Genomic DNA, 21,815 nt, shown 5'->3' with positions numbered 1-21,815 from the left:
AGTTCTCCTAACCCCTAACCCATACTAGCAAGGAGGTAACGGCATGGGTCGTCTCGAAGGAAAGTACGCAATCGTGACAGGCGCTTCGCGTGGAATTGGGCGCGCCATTGCAGTGGAACTGGCGCGTGAAGGGTGCACCGTTGGCGTCAATTATCAGCACAACCAGGCGCTGGCAGAAGAGGTCGCGGCAGAAATCAAGTCGATGGGGCGCGAATGCATGTTGTTGCAGGCGAATGTCGCCGATCCAACCGAAGCGCGCGCCATGGTCAGGCGATTCCTCGACGCCTACGGGCGACTCGATATTATGGTCAATAACGCGGGTATTACCCGCGACCGGTCGCTGCGGAAGATGACCGATGAAGACTGGCTGCAGGTCATTCAGACCAACCTCAACGCCGTCTTCTTCTGCACCACTGCTGCGATGCAGCCGATGATCGAACAACAGTACGGCCGGATTATCAACATCAGCTCGATGAATGGTCAGACTGCTGCGTTTGGTCAGGCGAACTACGGCGCCAGCAAAGGCGGAATTATCGCCTTCACCAAAACCGCAGCGCTCGAACTGGCGAAGTTTGGCATCACGGTCAATGTCGTCGCTCCAGGGTTCACGCTCACCGACATGCTCTCGAAAGTCCCCGAGGATGTGCAGAATCAGATCAAGGCGCGCATCCCCCTGGGACGTTTCGGCCTGCCGGAGGAAATGGCGAAGGCGGTTGTCTTCCTTGCCGCTGATGGCGATTACATCACCGGACAGCAGATCAACGTCAATGGCGGCGCGTATATGTAAGGCGCGAGGCGAGCGGGGTTGAGGGTTCAACCTGCAAAGATAGAGCCGTTGCACCGTAACGCGAGAAGGTAGATTCGTTGCATCGCAACGGCTGTCAGTGGAAGGTGAGCAGCGAGAGGGGTTACAGGCGGAAGGCAAAAGGGTGACAGGGGAAAACAAACATCACCTTTGAAGAGTGACCTCAAAGGCTTGCGCCGCCTGCGGCGCGTCTCCGGCATCATTCTTTTCGGGTTGTCTTGCTGATGATGTCGGAGACGCTCTCGGCATAATCCTTCCAGACGCCCATCATTTCTTTGGCAAAGCGCGCCTGCGTGTTGATGGCGTCTTCTATGGCCTGTTCCGCCGAGCTGCGAATGCTGCGGCTGTAGTTCCAGTTTTTCAGCACCATATCGTAGGCCATGTCGGTGCTGACAGCAACCAGGTCCGTCCAGGCTTTGACCGATTTGCCAACCATCTCTTGAGCGCTGCTGTAGGTTTTGCGCACGGCGTCTTCAGCGTTTTTGTTCGTCATGGGTCTGCTCCTTTCCGAACACAGCGCTTCCGGTCGAAAGATAGCAGTATTGAGTACTGTTCAAATTGAGTATAATACAATATACCATATCACATGCTAGTTTCACGAGTTACGGGTGAGTTCGGCGCTGCTGTGTCTCTTGTATCGACGGTATTGCTTCCGCGCCTGGAACCGCCGCCACAACCGGCTCGAACCATCGAGCGCCCGCGGATTGATGGGTTGCTCGCTGCGGTCGCCGATTATCCGGTGACTCTCGTTCTGGCGCCGGCCGGCAGCGGCAAAACGGTTGCGCTTACCAATTTTGCGCGCCACGGCGGATGGCCCGCAGCCTGGTGCCGACTAGATTCCGCAGATACGCCGTTGTCGCTGGCGCTGCATCTGATGTCCGCGTTTCGCCCGATGACCGGATGGGATCAGGTCTCGCTTGCGGCTGCGCATCCGGTTGATCTTCTCGATCAACTGATCAATGCGCTGACGGCGTTGGGTGATGAGACGTTACTGATCCTGGACGATCTCCACTGCGCCGACCGACGCCCTGAATTGCGCGTTCTGATTGAGCACCTGATTGATCGTCTGCCGCCTCGTCTCCACCTGGTGCTGGTCAGCCGGGAAATGCCTGCGCTCGCGTCCCTGCCGACCATCGCGGCGCGTGGCGAACTCTATCGCCTGAGCCGGGCGCAACTGGCGTTCACCGATGCAGAGGCGCGCGATTTCTTTGCGGCATACGGCCTGCCGCCCCATCCAATCGATGCCGACCTCAATGCCCTGGCGCGCGGGTGGCCCCTGGCGCTCCGCTTCTTTGCCGCAGCACGCATCGACTCCGCAACGCTCCCCGACCAACCGCCGACTCCAGAGCGCCTGCACGACATCATCGCGCCGCATCTCGATGCGTACCTGGCGCGTGAAGTCCTGGGCGATCTACCGTTCGCCGTGCGGACGTGGGTGCTTGGCACGGCATTGATGCGCTGGATCGACGAAGCGGCATGCGCCGCCGTTGCAGAACTGGCGAACCTCCATATCACCGTCGAATCGCTCGAACGATGGGAGTTGTTCATCGAAACCCTGCCGGATGGTCGGCGCGTCTACCAACCACTCCAGGCAGCCGGTTTTGCGCGCCTGGCGGAGCGCGACCTGCCCGACTGGCGCGCCATCCATGCGCAATTGGGACGATACTATGCCGCGCACGGCGACGACCACGGCGCAGCGCACCATTTTCTCGCCGCCGAACGATGGGATGACGCCGCTGCTGCATTGAGCCGGATGGCATTTTCCGGTATGTCCGGTTCGCAGGCTGCGGCGCTGCTGGACTGGATTGACCAGATTCCGCCGGCGCATCGGAGTCGCGCCGTATTGCTCGAGGCGCGCGCTGTCGCCGAACGCCGTCTCGGTCGCTATACGCAAGCAGTGGAGTTATACCGTAAGGCGGAAGAACTGTACCGGGCGCAGGGCGATACGGAAGGACAGGTGCGCGCCTTGCGCGGTCAGGCGGAGGTGTATATCGATACGGTGCAACCGGCGCCGGCTGCGGTTCTGCTGAAGCGTGCCATGAAACTCTTGCCGCGTCATCGCCATGCTGAACGCGCCACGATCCTCAGCCTGCAAGCGGAAAACTGGATCAACCGCGGTCGCGCCGATGTGTCGATCTTGATTATTGCAGCTGCGCACCGTGAGGCGTATGGCAAAACAGCGCACACTGACGCTGTCGGAGGCTATCGCCGTTCCGCCATCCTGTCGCCCCGCCTGTTGCTGCGCAGCGGCAGGTTGATTGAGGCGCGTCGTCTGCTCGAAGAAGAACTCGGTCTGGAAGCCGGTAGAGCGCGTTCGGAATGCTCACTGCATCGCGATCCGCTCCTGTTGCTGGCGTTGATTGAGTGTATGCTGGGCAATGGCGTGCGCGCATTGGCGCTTGCCCAACGCGGGTTGCTCGAGGCGCAACGCGGCGACTCGCCATTAACCGAGGCGATTGCTCATATGCGCCTTGGTCATGCCTGTCTGGTGACGGCATCGAGCGATGAGATGGCGCGCTACCACTACAGCGCTGCGCTCGAAATCATCGAGGCTGTCGGCATTCCGCGGGCGCGCGCTGAGGTGATGCTGGGGCTGACCTTGCTCGAGGGGCATGCCGGCAATCTTGCTGCTGCCGAAGCCTATGCCCGCGATGGTCTCGACCGCGCGTTAGATGCGGGTGATGAGTGGACGGCGGCGCTCATCTGGCTGGCGTTTGGCAGCGTTGCCGCCGCCGCCGGCGATCCGCGCGCGCTCGAATGGCTTGGCGAAGCATATCAGCGGTTTGTTCGCGGCGACGATCAGTACGGTCAGACGGTTGCGCTTCTCTGGGAAGCGCACGTCCATTTGCAGTCTGGCAACGAAGCGGAAGCCGACCGAAAGATCGAACGTCTCCTGGAACCGGTCGGCACGCATGGGTTCGATGGCGTCTTGACGACACGCACGCTGTTCGGTCCCTACGATCTGGCAATCCTGGTTCCGCTGCTCCTTCGAGGACGGTCATTGCGCGGTGCAACACAGCGTCAGGCAACGACAGCGCACCGCCTTTTGCGGCAGGGCTTCCCGTCAATTGCCGCTGACGACGCCGTTGATATCTACCATCCCGGCTATACCCTGCGGGTCTGTATGCTTGGGCGCTTTCGCATCTTCCGCGGCGCGCACGAGATTCAGGCGCGTGAGTGGCAACGCGAGAAAGCGCGGCAACTGTTGCAACTGTTGCTGACCTACCGTGGCATGTGGTTGCAGCGTGAACAGATCTGCGCCTGGCTCTGGCCCGATAGCGAACCGGCAGCCGCCGAGCGGCAGTTCAAGGTGACGCTCAATGCGCTCAACAATGTGCTGGAGCCGCGCCGACCGCCGCGCGTTGCGCCGTTTTTCATCCGGCGCCGGGGGTTGGCATACAGTTTTGCGCCATCCTACGGCTGCTGGATCGATGTGGATGAGTTCGAACTGCGTACCGCTGGAGCGCCAGGACGCGATGCGGAGGTCGAAATTCGCAGCCGTCGCACAGCATTCCAGTTGTACCGCGGCGACTATCTCGCCGAGGCGCTGTACGATTCCTGGACGCTCGAAGAACGCGAGCGTTTGCTGGCGCGTCATCTGGCATCAACAGCGACTCTTGCCAGATTACTGGTTGATCGCGGCGAATTTGATGAAGCCATTGATCTGTGCGAGCACATCATTCGCCGCGACCGCGGTTACGAAGAAGCCTACCAGACCCTCATGCGCGCCTATGCCCGCGCAGGGAGCCGTTCTCAGGCGTTGCGCGCCTATGCGCGCTGCGTTCAGGCATTGCAGGATGAACTTGGGATCGAACCGCTCCCGGAGACGACCGACCTCTGGGAGCGCATCAAGCGGAACGAGACCGTGTAGTGTGCGTTACCGTATGTTCCAGCAGTTTGACGGCGGCATAGATCGCATCAATATGCGGCGTTGGCACGTTCGTCAGCCTGCCGAGTTCAGCCACTGCCCCCACCAGCGCATCCACTTCGGTTGCACTGCCGGCCTCGATGTCCTGGAGCATCGAAGTCTTGTGCGCGCCAACCTGTTCGGCGCCGGCGATGCGCTGATCGATGGTGAGGCCGAACGTGATGCCCAATCGCTCGGCGACTGCCTGCCCTTCTTCCATCATAGCGACGATCAGCGCACGCGCCTGCGGATGGCGGCAGATGTCGATCAGCGTGGCGCGTGTCAGCGCGCTGACCGGGTTGAACGCCAGGTTGCCCCACAGTTTGATCCAGATGTCGGTGCGAATACGCGGGCGCACCGGCGCTTTCAGCCCTGCGCGCGCCAGTGTCTGTGAGAGATGCTGCACGCGCTCGCTGCGCGATCCATCGAGTTCGCCAAGCGTAAACCGGTCGCCTTCGATATGGCGGACGATCCCCGGCGCCTCCAGTTCGGTCGCCGGGTAGACGACACACCCGATAATGCGTTCGGTCTCGATGTTCGCAGCGATGACACCGTCGGGATCGACCGACTCGATGCGCCGTCCCTCGAACGGTCCGCCATGCCGCTGGAAGTACCACCAGGGAATGCCGTTCTGTGCCGGAACGACGATCGTTTCGTCGTGAAACAAGGGGCGGATCAGAGGCGCAACTCCCGGCAACTGATGCGCTTTGACGGCGACAATTACCACGTCGTGTGCGCCCGCGACTGATGGGTCGTCGGTTGCCAATGCAGGATGGACGGTCAACATCGTCCCGTCGGACTCGATGAGCGTCACGCCGCGTTCGCGGATGGCAGCCAGATTTGCGCTACGGGCAATCAGCGTGACCTGCTCACCCGCGTGCGCCAGCCGCGCCCCCAGATAGCCGCCGATCGAACCTGCGCCAACGATACAGATCTTCACTGCGCCCTCCCCGATGAGTCGTCGGTCAGTCCCAGCAGTTTCGCCATTGCGATCCGTTGCAATTTCCCGGTTGCGCCGCGTGGAATCTCCGGCAGGATGTGAATGACGCGCGGCACCTTGAAATCCGCCAAAAACGCGGCGCAGTGCTCGCGCAGTTCCTGCTCGGTCGCTTCGGTGCGCAGCACGACGGCGGCATGCACTTCTTCACCGAGCGTCCGATGCGGCGCAGCGAACGCGACAGCCTCCGCCACTGCCGGATGCCGGAGCAGAACATCGTCGATTTCGAGCGGGGAGATCTTCTCGCCGCCACGGTTGATCAATTCCTTCAGGCGGCCCGTCAGCCACAGATACCCCTGGGCATCGATCCGCCCCTGATCGCCGGTGCGAAACCAGCCGTTGGCGAACGCAGTCGCAGTGGCTTCGGGGTTATTCTCGTAGCCATCGAACACACTCGGTCCCCGCACCGCCACCTCGCCGCGTTCGCCGCGCGGCAGTTCGGCGCCGTGTTCATCAAGAATCGTCACCTCAACGCCGAAGCCATACCCGACAGACCCGGCGTAGTGCGGCAGCGGCGGCAGCGGATTGGTCGTCATCTGGTGGCTTGCTTCGGTCATCCCGTAGGACTCGATCACCGGCGCCTGAAACGTCGCTTCGAGCTGTTCCAGGACGACCGGCGGCAGCGGTGCGCTGCTGGAGCGAATGAAGCGCAGCGGCACGGCGCGAATCGCGGCCGTCTGGCGTTCGGCGCGCGCCAGCAGCATCTGGTGCATCGTCGGCACAGCCGAAAACCACGTTGGGCGAAACGCAGTCAGCCAGCCCCAGAAGCGCAGAGCGTCGAAGCCGGGGGGAATGACGACCGACCCGCCCGAGGCGAGCGGCGCGAACAGGGTGGCGACAATACCGTGGATGTGGAAGAGGGGCATCACACACAGCGCCCGATCAGCGGGCGTCAACCGGTACGCGCCGACGATATTGCGCGCCGAGGCGACCAGATTGCGCTGGCGCAGCGGCACGCGCTTAGGGCGGCTGGTGGTGCCGCTGGTGTGCAGAATCAGCGCCACATCATCGGGCTGTGGCGGCGTCAACGTCTGCGCCGGGCGCGCGCCGCGTTCGAGCGCCAGGTCGAGCGTGCTATCGGCACGGAGCGCCGCCGTCACAACGGTCATGCCGGGCGCTGCGGCGGCGCGCGCCGCTTCCATCCCGACAGGCGGCACGATCAGCGTCGTTGCGCGGGTATCCTCGAAGTAGAACGCAAACTCGTCCTGGCGATACTTCGGGTTGAGCGGCGCGGCGGTTGCGCATGTCGCCGCTGCAAGGAAACTCAGCGCCATTGCAGGACCATTGCCGAGCGCGATCGCCACTCGCTCGCCGCGCGCCACGCCAAAGGCAGCGAGGCGCTCTGCCAGTTCCAGCACATGCTCGCGCAACCGGGCGAATGGCAACGGAGGCGTGTCCGGCGCCAGCAATGCGAGAGCATCGGGTTCGCCGCGCGTCAGAATATCCAGGAGAGTAAGCACCAGTATTCCTTACAGTATCCAGAGTCGTGATTCCTGCCCCTATTATACCGCGCATCTCCGGTTTGCCTTATTTCTCCCTTACTGAACGGCGCCGGGCAAAAAAGATGCGCTTCCGCTCAGGGAGCGCAGCGCTTCAACCTGTATGTGCGCCAAGCGTGCAGGTGCGCTACCATAGATCAACAATCGCATTCTCTCTGTATACATCCGGCATGCACCGCGTGGGTATCATTGGCTGATCGCGTGCCTGAAAAAGTCAATTGGGTGGGCAAAGGCGCCGCCTTCTCCCACCCAACCAAGTACCTGGCAACACTCAAACTGTCCTTACGACGCATCCCCCGGCTGCAACCCGCGTGCCATCAGCAGCGTCCCGAGTTTCTGCAACCCAAGACGCACGCGCGTCTTGATCGTACCAAGCGGCCGATTGAGTTTCGTGGCAATCTCCTGGTGCGACAGACCGCCAAAATACGCCAGTTCAACCGCCTGTCGCTGCGCTTCGGGCAAGTGACCGAGGGCATCACGAATGACGCGCTGTTGCTCGAAGGCCCACGCGGCTTCTGGCACATCGGTCTGTTCATCGGCAAGTTGCTGAATAACCGGTTGATCGACATCCTCATAGACTTGGGTCGGGCGAGCGCGCATGCGGCGCAACTCATCGATGCACAGGTTGTGCGCAATTCCGAACAACCACTGCGCTACACGCCCGCGCTCGACATCGAAGCTTGTGCTACGTCGCCAGACGCGCCAGAAGACTTCCTGGACAACCTCCTCCGCCAGTTCACGATTTTTCAGCATCCGCAGCGCCATGCGATAGATCACAGACGAATAGCGATCATAAAGCACTTCGAGCGCATTGCTGTCACCTTCGGCAATTGCTGCAATCAGCACGTGATCGTCTGGCGTATCGGTGCGCGATGATAACGGCGCTGTGGTCGCTGGGCGGATGTGTTCACTAGTGTGTTGGTTGTCCATGGAAGACCCTCTTTCTCTTCCCCTGCTATGGCGAACATCTCTGCACTTGTTTGCACAGATTATACCCCCCATGCACTGTATTGTCAATGTTTTGAAAAGGCTTTGAACAGGTTTCTCATCGTTCTTTCATCCCAGGACTGAAAGGCGTTTTTGGTCATCAGGAAGCAAATGAAACGAGATAGCCAAAGGATTAGTTGATAAGAGGTTGCACAGGTTTATCATTGTCTTGCACAGGATTGGGTGTGCGGCGTGGCGGCGCGCGGTCGATAGATCCCCCCTCTCACCTTGTGGGAGAGAGGGGTGAGAAAGGTGTTGCCACGCGCAAAGCGCAGGTTTGATCGGCTCGCTCTCATGAAGAAGAGAGGACGCCTCCTTCGGATAAATCTGGTACAATTTGAGTCCACTGCAAAAAGGCTTAACCACAAGGGACACAAAGCACACGAAGGTGAATAAAAATGAAAAGCATTTCCTTTGTGTCCCTTTGTGACCTTCGTGGTTGCTTTTTGTAGTGAAGTCACAATTTTCAATACGTGTCTGTCTGGAAAATCTCGTTGGGCAAGCGAAGGCGTTGCCTTCGTCCATCTAGCGGTCGCTGGGTGGGTCGAAGCGCCGCACGTCACGCGGCGATTTTTTGGATAGCCTCTCAATGCCACTTGTGTATAAAAGAATCGAGGCAGCGATGAACGTATTCCATGGCTTTGAACTGGTTCGCGAGCAGCAGATCCCTGAACTGAACTCGCTGGCGCGCCTGTATCGCCACGTGGCAACCGGCGCTGAGCTGCTCTCCCTGATCAACGATGATGAAAATAAGGTCTTTGGCATTGCCTTCCGCACGCCGCCGCCCGACTCGACCGGTGTGGCGCATATTCTTGAGCACAGCGTGCTCTGCGGGTCCGAAAAATATCCTCTGAAAAAACCGTTTGTTGAGTTGCTCAAAGGGTCGCTCAAAACATTTCTCAATGCGATGACCTATTCGGATAAAACGGTCTATCCGGTTGCGTCCACAAATACAAAGGATTTCTACAATCTGGTCGATGTGTACCTCGATGCCGTCTTCCACCCGCGCATTACACCGGAGGTGTTGCAGCAGGAAGGGTGGCGCTACGAGGTCAACGAGGATGACTCGCTCGGCTATCGTGGCGTGGTGTTCAACGAAATGAAGGGCGCCAATGCGTCACCCGACCGCGTGCTCTACCTGGCAGTGCAGCGTTCGCTCTTCCCCGGTCATGTGTACAGTGTCGACTCCGGCGGCGATCCGGCGGAGATTCCGAATCTGACCTACGAGCAATTCAAGGCGTTCCACGAGCGTTACTACCACCCCTCGAATGCGCTGATTTTCTTCTACGGCGATGACGATCCGGAGGAGCGCCTGCGCCTGCTTGATCGTGTCTTGTCCCCATTCGAGCGTATCTCTGTCGACTCGACGATCCCGTTGCAACCGCCGCTCAGCGAACCGCAGCACGTTGAGGTTCCCTATCCCGCCGGTCCGAACAGCGCTGGCAAGCATATGGTGACGGTCAACTGGCTGCTCCCTGAACCGCCCGGCATCGAAGAGGCGCTGGCGCTCGACATCCTGGAGCACGCGCTGGTTGGCACGCCAGCCTCGCCACTGCGTAAGGCGCTGATCGACTCCGGTCTGGGTGAAAACCTCACCGGCTCCGGGTTCGCTCGCCTGCGGCAGACCTACTTTACCGTCGGCTTGAAAGGGGTCAAAGGCGAGCATGTCAGCGCAGCCGAGGATTTGATTATCGGGACGCTGGGACGCCTGGCGCGCGACGGGATCGATCCGCAAACGATCGAGGCGGCGGTCAATACCGTCGAGTTTCAGTTGCGCGAGAACAATACCGGTTCCTATCCGCGCGGTCTGGCAGTGCTGATCCGCGCGCTCGACACCTGGCTCTACGGCGATGATCCGCTGGCGCCGCTCATGTTCGAGGCGCCGCTGCGTGCGGTCAAGCAGCGGTTGAGCGACGGGGAACGCTTCTTCGAGCGCCTGATCGAGCAGAAGCTATTGCGCAACCCGCATCGCACGACGGTGGTGCTCGTTCCCGATCTGGAACTGACGAATCGCCAGAACGCCGCCGAACGCGAACGCCTGGCAGCGATCCGCGCAACGCTCGATGATGCACAGATCGAAGCGATCAACGCAACTGCCGCGCGTCTCAAGCAGATCCAGGAAACCCCCGACCCGCCGGAGGCGCTCGCGTCATTGCCTGGCCTGACGATTGCCGACCTCGACCGGACGATCAAGACCATCCCCGCCGAAGCGTTGGAGATTGGCGCAACGCGTGTGCTGCTCCACGATCTGTTCACCAGCGGCATCGTGTATGTGGACATTGGTATGAACCTGCGCGCGTTGCCGCAGGAGTTTCTGCCGTATGTCACCATTTTTGGGCGCGCGCTCCTCGAAACCGGCACGCAGCGCGAGGATATCATTCAGCTCATCCAGCGCATCGGGCGTGATACCGGCGGCATCTTCCCGCAGTCGTTCACCTCGGCGATGCGCGGACGCAGCATTGGCGCCGCCTGGCTGTTTCTGCGCGGCAAAGCGATCGTCGAAAAGAGTGATGCGCTGCTCGACATTCTGCACGATGTGGTGCTGTCGGCGCGGCTCGACAACCGTGAGCGCATCCGGCAGATTGTGCGCGAAGAGCGCGCCGCGCACGAAGCCAGCCTGATCCCCGCCGGCCATGCCGTCGTCAGCACGCGCCTGCGTGCGCGTTTCAGCGAAGCCGACTGGGTCGCCGAGCAGATCGGCGGCGTCAGTTACCTGCTGTTCCTGCGCCGGATCGAGCAGGCCATTGATGACGATTGGGAAACGGTGCGCGCGGTGCTCGAACAGATGCGCGTGCGGCTGGTCGATCGCAACGCGCTGCTGGTCAATGTGACGGTGGATGCCGCCGGATGGGAGCGGTTCCGTCCCCATCTCGAAGCGTTCCTCGACCGCCTGCCGGTCGGGACGCCGACGCCGGCTGCGTGGAATCCGCACAAGGGCGCGCCATCGGAAGGGTTGATCATTCCTGCGAATGTCAACTATGTCGCTAAAGGCGCCGACCTGTACCGCCTGGGGTATCGGCTGCACGGCTCGGCGCTGGTGGTGACGCGCTACCTGATGACAACCTGGCTGTGGGAGCAGATCCGTGAGCAGGGAGGCGCATACGGCGGCTTCTGTTCGTTCGACCCGCGTTCGGGCATGTTCAGTTACACGTCGTACCGCGATCCCAATCTGTTGCGCACGATCGATGTGTACGACCGTTCCGCCGCATTTTTGCGCCAGCTCGACCTGAGTGAGAAAGAGTTGACGCGCGCCATTATCGGCGTGATTGCCGACCTTGACGCCTACCAGCTGCCGGATGCGCGCGGCTTCACGGCAATGGCGCGTTACCTGGTCGGCGACGATGACGCCTACCGCCAGCAGGTGCGCGACGAGGTGTTGGGCACAACGCCGGCCGACTTCCGCGCCTTCGCCGATGTGCTCGATACGCTGCGCGACAACGCGGCGCTCGTCGTGATGGGCGGCGAAGACGCCATCACTGCCGCGAACCAGGAACGCGCGCTGTTCGCCGAGATCACCCGCGTGCTGTAACGTCGGCGATCTGCCCGTCGCGCATGTGGATGATTCGCTCTGCGTGACGGGCGACGTCATGCTCGTGGGTCACCAGAATCACGGTCATTCCGCGTTCGCGGTTCAGGCGCTCGAAAATTGCCATGATCTCCTCGCCGGTTTTCGTGTCGAGCGCGCCGGTCGGCTCGTCCGCCAGAATGATGCGCGGATTGTTGACCAGCGCGCGCGCAATGGCGACACGTTGCTGTTGCCCGCCGGAAAGTTCATTCGGCTTGTGGTGCATGCGATCGCCCATGCCGACGGCTTCGAGCGCCGCGCGCGCGCGCGCTGTGCGATCGCGCCCGTTGCCGTTGCTGTAGAGCAGCGGCAGTTCGACGTTGCGCAGCGCCGTGGTGCGCGGCAGCAGCATATACTGCTGAAACACGAACCCGATCTTCTGATTGCGGATCTCTGCCAGCGCGTCGTCGTCCAGACTGCCGACATCCACTCCGTCCAGCAGATAGACGCCTGATGTCGGCTGGTCCAGGCAGCCGAGCATATTCATCAGGGTGCTCTTGCCGCTGCCCGACGGTCCCATAATCGCCACCATCTCCCCCTCGTCGATAGTGAGCGAGACCCCGCGCAGCGCATGCACCTCGACATCTCCCATCCTGTAGATCTTAACAACATCGCGAACTTCGATGAGCGGTTTCATGGACATGAATGCGCCTTTGTACGGTTATAAACCGGTAATGAATCTCAGATACACTGACGGTGAACGCTGCGGAAGAGCAAAGGAGTTCCTGTGGTTACCAACTACGTCCTCATCGACTACGAGAACGTCCAGCCCAATCTCCTGCCGCTGCTCGACCACAAGCAGATGCGTGTGATCGTCTTTGTTGGCGCCTGCCAGAAATCAGTGCCGTTCGAATTCGCAGCGGCAATGCAACGCATGGGATCGCGCGCCACGTATGTCAAGCTTTCCGGCAATGGCTCGAATGCGCTCGACTTCCACATCGCCTTCTACCTTGGCGTGCTGGCAGTGCGCGACTCCGCGGCGTACTTTCACATTATATCCAAAGATACGGGCTACGACCCGCTCATCCAGCATCTGCGAGCGAAACATGTCAAGGCGCATCGGTTCAAGGATGTGCTGGACATCCCCGTCATCAAGAAAGCCCTTCCTGCTCCGCTGCCACCGGCATCAACGCCCGAATCGACAGGTTCTCCTGCGTTTCCCGGCGCGGCGCCTCCATCGATCCCCGACCAGAACGGCTCTCCCGCTTCTGGCGCAAACGCAACCAATGGCAGCGCCCCGCGTCTCAACGGCGCCCACGCCCCGGCAGCGCCGAACGGCGCAGTGGTGAAGGCGGTGAATGGCGAGGCTGCCTGCGCATATCCTGCCGGATCGATGAAAGGTACGGTTGTCGTATCGACGAACGGTCAGAATGGGAGTGCTGTCAACGCCTGCGGCGCTATGCCATTTCACACGACACACCCCCCAGTCCGGTGAACGGGGCGAACGGGGCAACATCGAACACCAGCACTGTACAAGTCACATCGAGCGGCGTTTTGCCATCTCAATTGAGCAAAGATGAAAAGATATGCCTTGTTATCGAAAACCTCCAGAAATACCGCACCGCTCGACCTTCGAGACTGGCAACGTTGCGCAACCACATCCACGCACTGTTCCGCAGGCAACTGACCGACTCCGAAGTTGAAGCTATCATTATCGGGTTATGTGTCAAGGACGTTATCTCCATCGAAAAAGATGCCCATCAGCGGATCGCCTGCCATCTGCCGCGCTGAGCGTGCGACTTCCTGGCTCTGCTCTCTGGTTGAAGGCGAAGGCGATGGTCACCTGGCAGAAAACGCTTTACATCATGAACGCAGGTATGTATAATCGTATCACCATTGCACAAAGGTGGTTGTAGGGATTCAACGGAAGACAGATGATCGACCCCGCCAGCCAGTCGCAACTACGCGAAGCCATTGCCGAGTGCATTCGCGCTGATCGGCGGGTGCTCGACCGGTTGCGCGCAGAGATTCGCTCGCTGAAGCATGCGACGTGCCGTATTCAGCCGCGCGCCACGACATCCATCTCACTGATCGGCGCCGACGGCGGCAACCACCAACTGCGCTTTGATCCCTTCCTGATCCATCTGGTGCGGGTGGTGGACAGCAGTAACAATGAGTACTGCCTGGAAGCGGTGTCTCCCACAACCCCGATCCGCCGGCTCAACGAGCGTCAGTTCGCTCCCGATGGATCAGCGCGCACGGCGCTTGGCGAGATGATGCGCTTTCTGGGTGTTGACAGCCTGACGGAACTTTCGCCCATGATCCGGTCAGCCAACCAGGAACGACCGGTTTCTCGCCGCTGGGTAGAGGCGTACCGCGAACTGGTCGAGTGGGCCGTCTTGTTCGCTATCCTGAAGAAGGATTTTGGCGCCGATACCCTGATTGTTCGTGATGGATTGCTGCGCAGTGTGGTGTTCGCCAGAGGTTTGTTTCAGCGCTTGCTCCGCGGTATGCAAGAGCGCGTCGATGCGCACTGGAGGAACAATCGTCGCCGTATCCACCTCGTCGGCGTCGCCAAGCACAGCAAGGTGCTGTCCCGCTACCGCCTGGCGATGGCGCTCGAGGGGGTGCTGCACACCGACTACCCGGCGTATGTGGAGGTGCCGCGTGAGTTGGAAGAGAAGTCCTACTTCCGGGCGGATTTCGCTCCGGGCGGCGACTATGCTGGCGAAGGCGACGACCCTGCCGGGTATGTCGGCGGCAGGATGTTTCTGGTGAAGTTCGGGTCGTATCGCCACGACCCGGTCTGGCCCGTCGACATCTTCGAGCCACAGACAGGCAATGCTCAGGAAATTCTTGGTTCGCTGCTCGCCGATGCCGTGAACGGATTTCCGATTCCGCACTACCCGCGCTGCTTGCAGAAGGCGCACGAGAACGCGGCGCTGGTCGATTTTGATCTCGATGTGCTCCAGGATTTCATCTACGAAGGGGTGCGATCGACCCTCGGCACAGAGGCAGGCATTCTGGACGCTTTTCAGTTGCTCGATCCTGATCCATCGCAACAACGGTACGAATGAGGGCGCTCGACATGGCAGACATCCAGCTCTTTCCGAAGGATAAAGTCGTCGGCATCTTTCGCGGCTTCCAGCATGGCGGGCTGGAGTTCCACGCCGATCTCGTCCTGCCGTACCGGAATGATTTCCAGAACATCCCGATGCACGGGCAATTCCTCCTTGTGCAGCTGGAGACGCCCGATGAAGCGGTGCTGGGTCGGATCGCCTCGTTTTCCTCGGAGGGAAAGCTGGCGTATGGCTCTGGCGAGGAGTTCAACCTGCGCGCCATCCGCGAGGATCGCCCGATCCCCGAAGATCTGCGCGAGCAGTACGTGAAGTATCGGGTCAACATTCGAGTGCTCGGCGTCCTGCGGCGGAACGGCGCGGGATTGACCTTCGTCCCATCGCATCGCTGGTTGCCTCACGTCGGCAGCCGGGTCGCCTTTCCGAGCGATGAGGTCTTGCGCGAGATCGCCGGTCACACCATCGATGGGGTGCCGATTGGCCATCTCGCGTTGGGTGAGTACGTCTACGCCGCCGGCAGCGAAACATTCGAGCCGCGCGAATGGATGCAGGTGCTCAAACCGGAGATACTGGTGCGCTTCCCAATCGAGTCGCTGGTATCGCGGCGCAGTTTTATCTTTGCCCGCGCAGGCTTCGGCAAATCGAACCTCAACAAACTGCTTTTCTCGAAACTCTATGAGACGACCCCCTTCGTCACCAAACGCGGCGGCAAACGGGTTCCGGTGGGAACCGTCATCTTCGATCCAGACGGCGAGTATTTCTGGTCCGACGACAAGGGACGACCGGGTTTGTGCGATGTTCCTGAGTTAGAAGACAAGATCGTCGTCTTTACTGAGCGGAAGAGTCCGAGTCCCTTTTACCAGTCCTTCGTAGCGGGCGGCATCAAACTGGATATTCGCCGCCTCCGCCCGTCCGATGTGGTTTCGATTGCGCTCGATCCAGAACGCCAGGAGCAGCAGAATGTGCGCAAACTGCGCGGGTTGCCGCAGGAGCGCTGGGAGATGCTGGTCAACCTGATCGATGCCAACGGCAACGCTGCACCGCTGGACGACGTCTGCCGCCTGCTCGATCTCGATCCGCAGCGGCAGGAAGCCGAGGCGGTGGCAGCCCGAAGCAACATGACGGTGATTGTGAAAATGCTGCACGACAAAAGCAGCCAGCTGATGGACATGCTGATCCACGCGCTCTCCGAGGGGAAACTGTGTATCATCGACGTCTCGCAGATGCGCGGCAACCAGTCGCTGACGCTTTCGGGTCTGATCCTGCGCCGCATCTTCGACCGGAACCAGCAGCAGTTTACCGAAGCCGATCCCAGGACGATCCCAACCATCGCGGTTGTTGAAGAAGCACAATCCGTGCTGCACGACAAGACATCCGCCGCCGAGCCGTACATCGCCTGGGTCAAGGAAGGGCGCAAGTACGACCTGGGCGCACTGCTGATCACCCAGCAGCCCGGCAGCATTCCGGTCGAAATCCTCAGTCAGGGGGATAACTGGTTCATCTTCCACCTGTTGTCGGCAGCGGATCTCATCGCCCTGCAACGCGCCAATGCCCATTTCAGCGACGACGTGTTGAGTTCGCTGCTCAATGAGCCTATTCCTGGTCAGGGAATATTCTGGAGTTCAGTTGGCGGCAAGTCGTATCCGGTCAGCATTCGTGTCCTGTCGTTCGAGCAGTTGTACTCGATGCGCGATCCTTCCTACAACCGCCCCGCCGGTCATACCTATGCCCAAACATTGCATCGCATCTTCGCCGGCGTTGGCCAGTCTGCAACCATCGCGCGCATTCCCGAAGCCGAAGACGAGTTGTTTCCAGAAGCAGCCGAAAGCGGGTCGATCGATGTCATGGCGACAATCGAACAACGCGCCATTGAAGCCCTGCGCCACAATAGCGAGATCCGCCAGAAACTCGAATCTCCAAACGGCATGCCCTGGTATGGGGTCCAACAGTTCTTGATCGACTGCTTGCCGGAACACCTGGAAGACCGCCGTCAATTCGCCTACAACCTGGTCTCGAAGGCGATGAACGCCATCTTCGGACCCAAGCCCGCAGGATGGGAAGCGTTCAAGAATCCGGCTACGGGCAAAACGTGGATCAGGGTCAATCGGTGACCGCCGTCCCGCGTTCGACATGGGACATGCGCCGTGGTGCGCCGTTGCACCGCAACGGCGCTGCCTGATGTATATGTGAGGGTGCATATGTCCGCAGAAGGGGGGAACGCTCATGCTGGCATGCTGGGTGGTGCCGGCGCTCCTCACGGTTGCCGTTGTCCTCTTCATGTGGCTCGACGCGGCAAAATACCCCGACACAACGGCGCAGCGCCAGAAGGATCGACTGTGGCCCGCCGTATTCGTGAGCATCTCCGTCGCTCTGGTGTCCTATTCCGTGCTCGTCAGGGTTGAGGAGGATGTCGCCGCCGCGCAGGCATTCGACACAATCCGGACGCCGCTTGCCGGGCATCATCTCCTCATCCGTTACCCGCATACGCTCCGGTTCGACGCGCCTGAGACCGATCCACCGACGCTGACCGTTTGGATCGAGCGCAACGCCGGCGCCGCACCACTGACCGTCACTGTCGAACTGAGCAGCGCCACGCTCCTGTTCGTTGATGCCGCCGGAATGTCGGGCGAGCCGCGTCTGACATTCGGTGTCAACGGCGGATCGCGGTTGCAAGACGTGCGTCTTGGACCGCTGCGGTCGAACAGCGATGAGCGAGTGGTCGTTGATGTGACCGTCCGTGATGCAAGCGGGAAGGAATTGCTGACGCAGCCGCTGACCATCGCGCGTGAGACGCGGGCGGCGTTCTACTGGCGTGTGTTTACGACTCGCTTCTTCGGCGATGCCGGGCTGGCGCTGGCAGTGGCGTCAGCCGTGCTCGGCATTGGCTGGCAACTGCTCAACGAAGGACGGCAGACGCGCGTCGGTCAGCAGCGTGAGCGCATTCGAGAACTACGCGATCTTTTTGAGCGTGACCTGATTGAATGGGCGCTTGTGTCCAGAACGTTGGAACAGGAAGCCAGGAAAGGCTGGGAGGAACAGGCGCGCCAGGAATTGCGCGAGGCTCTCAGGAAGCAAAACCAGCAACTGACAACCACGGCGACGCAGGTTCGCGTGAAACGTCTGTTGCACGACGCAGCCGAGTACTATCGCGCCGGCGATGTTCAGCGTTGCGCCACCGCCCTCGATCTCGTCATACGGGCGTATGCGTCGAAGGACGACCGCCTCACGGATCTGCCGCACCGGTTGTCGGACGCGCGCACGGCAGATAAGCAACAGGCTGAAACCATCCTGCGCGTCTGTGGAGTTCTGCTCAATCGCTTCTGGTTGGACGCAAATGAACTCGCAGCGGCGGCGCTCGAGGCAATGGCATCGCAACCCGATGATCATGAAGCGAAACAATGTCTGTTGCATACGATTCGTGCACCAGGCAATGAAGCCGACGCTGCGCTTAGCAAACTGGCGGTCAACGATCCCCGCATACGCAGGCATCTGACGAGTCATTTTCCCTGGACCTTCGCGTGGGCGCCGATCGCACCTGAGCCGGGAAGGGTCTTGCGAACGCGATCGGTCACTCCCTGGTTGGAAGCCAACGGGCTGAAGATGCACCCATTCGACGCACACGAGTTGCAGGCTCACCAAGCCTTTCTGGAGCGCGTCACCCTGCCGGCGGCGCAACGAGCGGCTATAATACAGTCACAATTGCTGGTGGCTGTCGGACTCCGATTTGATCGCTATGTCGCTGCGATTGCACTCTATCACGAACTGCACCAGCCAACCGCACGACAGATGCCGGTCATGGTGACGCTGTTCGACCACGATACCGCAGGACACCCCGCGCTGTTGAGCCGTGTCGCGCAGGCGGCGGGAAAAACGTGGGTCCGACTGATCGTCGATCAGCCGGGGGTGTTGTTGTGGTTGCCGGAAGATGAACAGGCGCTGCTGGCGGAATGGTTCGTGTGGTTGAGCGGTTCGCCGCAGGCAGTGCGGCAACAACTCCGACGCGCCGGGTTGCAGAGCGGCATTCAGGAGCAGATCGTTCTTCGTCAGCTTGATCCGTTGCTGTCCGGTGCTGATCGATCGACGCCGCATTCCGACAGGTTGCTCAACCGCCAGCATGTGAGGTTCTGGTGAGAATGCGGTGATGCAGCTGATAGCAGTGTGTGAATGGGCGGCATGGCGCGCGTAGTATACTGACCATTGGCGTCACATTCGACACGTTTGGGACGTGCGTCCGCAAGACAAGATTTGTCTGCGATTGTGAGGTCAGAGCGCTGTGCGGCAGGACGCTATCGGAGTTGCTGCATTGATGGCTATGGCGTGTAAAAACATTTTACACCTTTAGATTGTTTATGAACGCTTTAGAAGACAATCATCCCTCCACACAGACCCTTTCCGCCGACTGGTTTCGGCGCATTGGTCTGCGGTTCGACCCCTACGTTCACCTGGAAGCCTCGAGTGATCCGCACCTCTCTGAGTACACGGTCAACCTCGACATCTTCCGCACCGTCTGGGATGCTGCGCCGGCGGTCATTTTTGCGCCGCCGGGAGGCGGCAAAACGGCGATGCGCGTCGCCGTCACCCGTACCTGCTGGTACGATATCGGCGGCGCTTATCCTTTCCCGCTGCCGTATAACCTGGGTGCGGCGCCGCTGACAGGCGCGCCGCCAACCGCTGCGCAGCATCTGCGCCTGCTGCTCGAAGCCGGAACATGCGCGTTGCTCACCGGTCTGGCGTTTCGACCGGAACGGTTGTTGCGAGCTGCCCCCGCCGATATTCGCGCTATCGTCGGCTTGCTCCGCGCCGGGTTGCCCGGTCCGCTCGAGTATTACCTGGACGTGCTGCGTGAAACCGGCACGCCTGCCGGGTTGACCCCGCTCCTCGAGCGAACCTATGCGCTCACCGCGCCGCCGCTGCCGGAAGCGCTCCGCCGTTTCTGCGATGTCGTTGGGCGGATCGACGCCGATGCCATGCGTGGGCAACCGGAGGACCTGTTCAGTACATTCGTCGATCTGACGACCAGCGCCCTGGGATTCGGTCACGTCCTGATCCTGATCGACGGCGTCGATGCCATTTACGAGAATCAGGCAGACAACCGGCTGGCGCTGCAATGGGTCGCCGATCTATGTGATTATTCCAAAATGTGGCGAGAACGGAACGTTTTCATCAAACTCTTCGCTCCTGACATCATCGAACCACACATTGCCGGGTATCTCCAAACGCACGCCATTGCCGCACAGATTGCCCGTATTGTCTGGGACCCCGATCTTCTGGCGGAACTGCTGCGCAAACGCATCTTTGCCGCCTCCGACGGGCGGTTCGAGTCGCTCGATGCCATCAGCACACCGGCGCTCACCGATGTGGAACGGCAGATCGTCGCTGCGATCACGCCGCTGCCGCGCGTCGCGTCACCTGAAGCGCGACGCGCGCTCCTGCATTACGCAGCACGGATGGAAGAGGGACAACTCGATGAAGATGACATACGCTGCGCAATCAACTGGTATCAATTCCATGCGGCGCCGCGCCTGCAAAGGTCGGCGTCGCGTGCTTAAGAGTCGTAGTCAACCCTGTCTGGAAGGAAGCGTCCGCCGGTTTTTGCGGCGAACGCTGCTTCTGACTCAGGGAAGGGAGGATGGTATGACTCTGCCTCGTCCCCCGGCATACCGTCCGGGGCTGTTTGTCAACCGCGAAAGTGAAATCGGACGGGTGAGGGATGCCCTTCAGGACATAGCAGGCGGGAAAGCGGAACATGCGCGGACGATCGTGTTTCGTGGCGAACGTGGTTTGGGCAAAAGCTGGCTGGCGCTCCACCTCCACCGGCACGTTTTGAAAGAGGAAATGCCGCATCTGTTGTCGCAGCATCGCATGGTGTCGTTGCTGATCAATCTGACCCCGCCATCTGACCATTCCGTTGACGAAACCGCGCCGGAGGGAGAGTGGCATGTCACCCGCGAAGAAGCCGCGCGCATCGCTGCTCAAGACGATCAGGAGTTCGAGCCGATTCTCCGGCGCTTGCTGAACTGGCTGGCGGAACAACTGGACGTTATCCGCGCCCCGCATGCTCCTGTGCGCGATCTCGCCTCCTGGCTGGCAAGGGATGTCCAACAAAAACTGGAGAAAGAACCGAACCTCTTGATGTGTCTGACTCTCGATTCGGTCTTTGAAACGAATCAGGTGTTCCTCGATGCCCTGGAACGGCACGTTCTGGGGGCGCTGGCGGCGCTGCCGCGGGTGCTGATGATCATGACCGGGCGCGGACGACCGTATCTCTGGAAGTCGCCCTACCTGCGCGCCGAGCGCGAAGAACAACCGCTCAAACCCTTCATCGCCGACGAGGTCGTCGATCAAATCCGTCGCGCGCTGCGCGATACGCCTGATCTTCCTGAAACGGTCAATACCTTATCAGGCGACGCCCTCCTCCGGCTGGCAGAACGGGTGATCGCTACCGGTGGCGGATACCCGCTGACCAATCATCTGCTGGCGCTTGCGCTCGTGCAGCAGGCGCTCGACGTGCTGCCCGACGATCAGCGCGACAATGCAGAGCGACTGACGAGCATCCTCGATCAGACGCAGATCGATGCGGCAATTCTTGAACAGGTCGCCGACCGACTGCTGGACGTCATTCCGACAGACGAACGTCATCGTCTGCGCGAGGCGTTCGAGGCGCTCTGCGTGCTCAAAGACGGGTTCCGCGAGAATGAAATGCCCTATCTCCTGGCGGCGCGGCGGCATCAGAAGCCCGAAGGATCGGAATACGAACTCCCGGCAATACGCAACCTGCGTGATCGTCTGCTCGAAACCAACCTGGTGCGCTGGCGGGACAAACGCTACGCGATGGACGAAGCCGTGCGCGCAGTGCTTGAAGCATACCTGAAGCTCGCCCGCCCTGACGTATGGAGGCGTCTGCACGAAAGCGCAAAGCAGGTGTATGGGGAATGGGGAGAGAAGTACCGCAGCGCATACTACCGTGATCGGGCTGCGTTTCACGAACGGGTGCTGAGTGAAGCAACCGACGCCATGGTTAACGTGAGATGAAGAGGA

General features: G+C 60.6%; 15 protein-coding genes. 10 read left to right on the top strand and 5 right to left on the bottom strand.

The genetic code is table 11. From position 1 onward, the window contains the following. Window positions 1-43: 43 nt before the first annotated feature. On the top strand, window positions 44-787 hold the full coding sequence (locus tag AC3EA7_RS14730) for a 3-oxoacyl-ACP reductase family protein (RefSeq protein ID WP_488614822.1): 744 nt from the start codon (window positions 44-46) through the stop codon (window positions 785-787). Between the two features lie 217 nt (window positions 788-1,004). On the opposite strand, the gene AC3EA7_RS14725 is transcribed toward AC3EA7_RS14730, so the two are convergent. Then, window positions 1,005-1,298, bottom strand: coding sequence for a hypothetical protein (locus AC3EA7_RS14725; protein ID WP_488614821.1), 294 nt, complete (start codon window positions 1,296-1,298; stop codon window positions 1,005-1,007). 132 nt (window positions 1,299-1,430) lie between these two features. Between AC3EA7_RS14725 and AC3EA7_RS14720 the strand changes: the two genes are divergently transcribed. Then, window positions 1,431-4,676, top strand: a complete 3,246-nt coding sequence (locus AC3EA7_RS14720; protein ID WP_488614820.1) for an AfsR/SARP family transcriptional regulator — start codon at window positions 1,431-1,433, stop codon at window positions 4,674-4,676. On the opposite strand, the gene AC3EA7_RS14715 is transcribed toward AC3EA7_RS14720, so the two are convergent. From AC3EA7_RS14715 to AC3EA7_RS14705, 3 genes are all read right to left on the bottom strand, one after another. Then, on the bottom strand, window positions 4,654-5,652 hold the full coding sequence (locus AC3EA7_RS14715) for a 2-dehydropantoate 2-reductase (protein WP_488614819.1): 999 nt from the start codon (window positions 5,650-5,652) through the stop codon (window positions 4,654-4,656). The two genes, AC3EA7_RS14720 and AC3EA7_RS14715, sit on opposite strands and share 23 nt — an antisense overlap. Then, a complete protein-coding gene (locus AC3EA7_RS14710) occupies window positions 5,649-7,169 on the bottom strand; it encodes an acyl--CoA ligase (RefSeq protein WP_488614818.1) in 1,521 nt (506 codons plus the stop codon). The genes AC3EA7_RS14715 and AC3EA7_RS14710 overlap by 4 nt, the downstream gene beginning before the upstream one ends. Window positions 7,170-7,490: 321 nt before the next feature. Then, window positions 7,491-8,138 (bottom strand): RNA polymerase sigma factor, encoded by a 648-nt coding sequence (locus AC3EA7_RS14705; protein WP_488614817.1) that lies wholly within the window; start codon window positions 8,136-8,138, stop codon window positions 7,491-7,493. 679 nt (window positions 8,139-8,817) lie between these two features. On the opposite strand from AC3EA7_RS14705, the gene AC3EA7_RS14700 reads away from it, so the two are divergent. After that, window positions 8,818-11,724: an insulinase family protein gene (locus AC3EA7_RS14700; RefSeq protein ID WP_488614816.1), complete on the top strand. Its 2,907-nt coding sequence runs from the start codon at window positions 8,818-8,820 to the stop codon at window positions 11,722-11,724. Here the strand turns inward: AC3EA7_RS14700 and AC3EA7_RS14695 are convergent. Further along, window positions 11,708-12,403 (bottom strand): ABC transporter ATP-binding protein, encoded by a 696-nt coding sequence (locus AC3EA7_RS14695; RefSeq protein ID WP_488614815.1) that lies wholly within the window; start codon window positions 12,401-12,403, stop codon window positions 11,708-11,710. The genes AC3EA7_RS14700 and AC3EA7_RS14695 overlap by 17 nt on opposite strands. Window positions 12,404-12,487: 84 nt before the next feature. Here AC3EA7_RS14695 and AC3EA7_RS14690 point away from each other — a divergent pair, with 84 nt between their 5' ends. From AC3EA7_RS14690 to AC3EA7_RS14660, 7 genes are all read left to right on the top strand, one after another. Beyond that, window positions 12,488-13,195 carry a PIN domain-containing protein gene (locus tag AC3EA7_RS14690; RefSeq protein WP_488614814.1) on the top strand — a complete coding sequence of 236 codons (708 nt, stop codon included), beginning with the start codon at window positions 12,488-12,490 and terminating at the stop codon, window positions 13,193-13,195. A gap of 59 nt (window positions 13,196-13,254) precedes the next feature. Continuing rightward, window positions 13,255-13,491 (top strand): hypothetical protein, encoded by a 237-nt coding sequence (locus tag AC3EA7_RS14685; protein WP_488614813.1) that lies wholly within the window; start codon window positions 13,255-13,257, stop codon window positions 13,489-13,491. 143 nt (window positions 13,492-13,634) lie between these two features. Next, window positions 13,635-14,777, top strand: coding sequence for a DNA double-strand break repair nuclease NurA (locus AC3EA7_RS14680; protein ID WP_488614812.1), 1,143 nt, complete (start codon window positions 13,635-13,637; stop codon window positions 14,775-14,777). 11 nt (window positions 14,778-14,788) lie between these two features. Continuing rightward, window positions 14,789-16,888, top strand: coding sequence for an ATP-binding protein (locus tag AC3EA7_RS14675; protein WP_488614811.1), 2,100 nt, complete (start codon window positions 14,789-14,791; stop codon window positions 16,886-16,888). 112 nt (window positions 16,889-17,000) lie between these two features. Further along, window positions 17,001-18,908, top strand: coding sequence for a hypothetical protein (locus AC3EA7_RS14670; RefSeq protein WP_488614810.1), 1,908 nt, complete (start codon window positions 17,001-17,003; stop codon window positions 18,906-18,908). Window positions 18,909-19,126: 218 nt separating this feature from the next. Further along, on the top strand, window positions 19,127-20,326 hold the full coding sequence (locus tag AC3EA7_RS14665; protein WP_488614809.1) for a hypothetical protein: 1,200 nt from the start codon (window positions 19,127-19,129) through the stop codon (window positions 20,324-20,326). Between the two features lie 85 nt (window positions 20,327-20,411). Continuing rightward, window positions 20,412-21,809 carry a hypothetical protein gene (locus AC3EA7_RS14660; RefSeq protein WP_488614808.1) on the top strand — a complete coding sequence of 466 codons (1,398 nt, stop codon included), beginning with the start codon at window positions 20,412-20,414 and terminating at the stop codon, window positions 21,807-21,809. Window positions 21,810-21,815 lie beyond the last annotated feature (6 nt).

The organism is Roseiflexus sp. (assembly GCF_057785375.1).
The sequence above is the reverse complement of the archived record's forward strand: the minus strand, read 5'-3'. Positions and strand labels throughout refer to the sequence as shown.

Bases quoted from the DNA above. Each gene is read 5' to 3' on its own strand.
- AC3EA7_RS14730 (WP_488614822.1), top strand. From the start codon at position 44: ATGGGTCGTCTCGAAGGAAAGTACGCAATCGTGACAGGCGCTTCGCGT.
- AC3EA7_RS14725 (WP_488614821.1), bottom strand. From the start codon at position 1,298: ATGACGAACAAAAACGCTGAAGACGCCGTGCGCAAAACCTACAGCAGC.
- AC3EA7_RS14705 (WP_488614817.1), bottom strand. From the start codon at position 8,138: ATGGACAACCAACACACTAGTGAACACATCCGCCCAGCGACCACAGCG.
- AC3EA7_RS14700 (WP_488614816.1), top strand. From the start codon at position 8,818: ATGAACGTATTCCATGGCTTTGAACTGGTTCGCGAGCAGCAGATCCCT.
- AC3EA7_RS14695 (WP_488614815.1), bottom strand. From the start codon at position 12,403: ATGTCCATGAAACCGCTCATCGAAGTTCGCGATGTTGTTAAGATCTAC.
- AC3EA7_RS14680 (WP_488614812.1), top strand. From the start codon at position 13,635: ATGATCGACCCCGCCAGCCAGTCGCAACTACGCGAAGCCATTGCCGAG.
- AC3EA7_RS14675 (WP_488614811.1), top strand. From the start codon at position 14,789: ATGGCAGACATCCAGCTCTTTCCGAAGGATAAAGTCGTCGGCATCTTT.
- AC3EA7_RS14670 (WP_488614810.1), top strand. From the start codon at position 17,001: ATGCTGGCATGCTGGGTGGTGCCGGCGCTCCTCACGGTTGCCGTTGTC.
- AC3EA7_RS14665 (WP_488614809.1), top strand. From the start codon at position 19,127: ATGAACGCTTTAGAAGACAATCATCCCTCCACACAGACCCTTTCCGCC.
- AC3EA7_RS14660 (WP_488614808.1), top strand. From the start codon at position 20,412: ATGACTCTGCCTCGTCCCCCGGCATACCGTCCGGGGCTGTTTGTCAAC.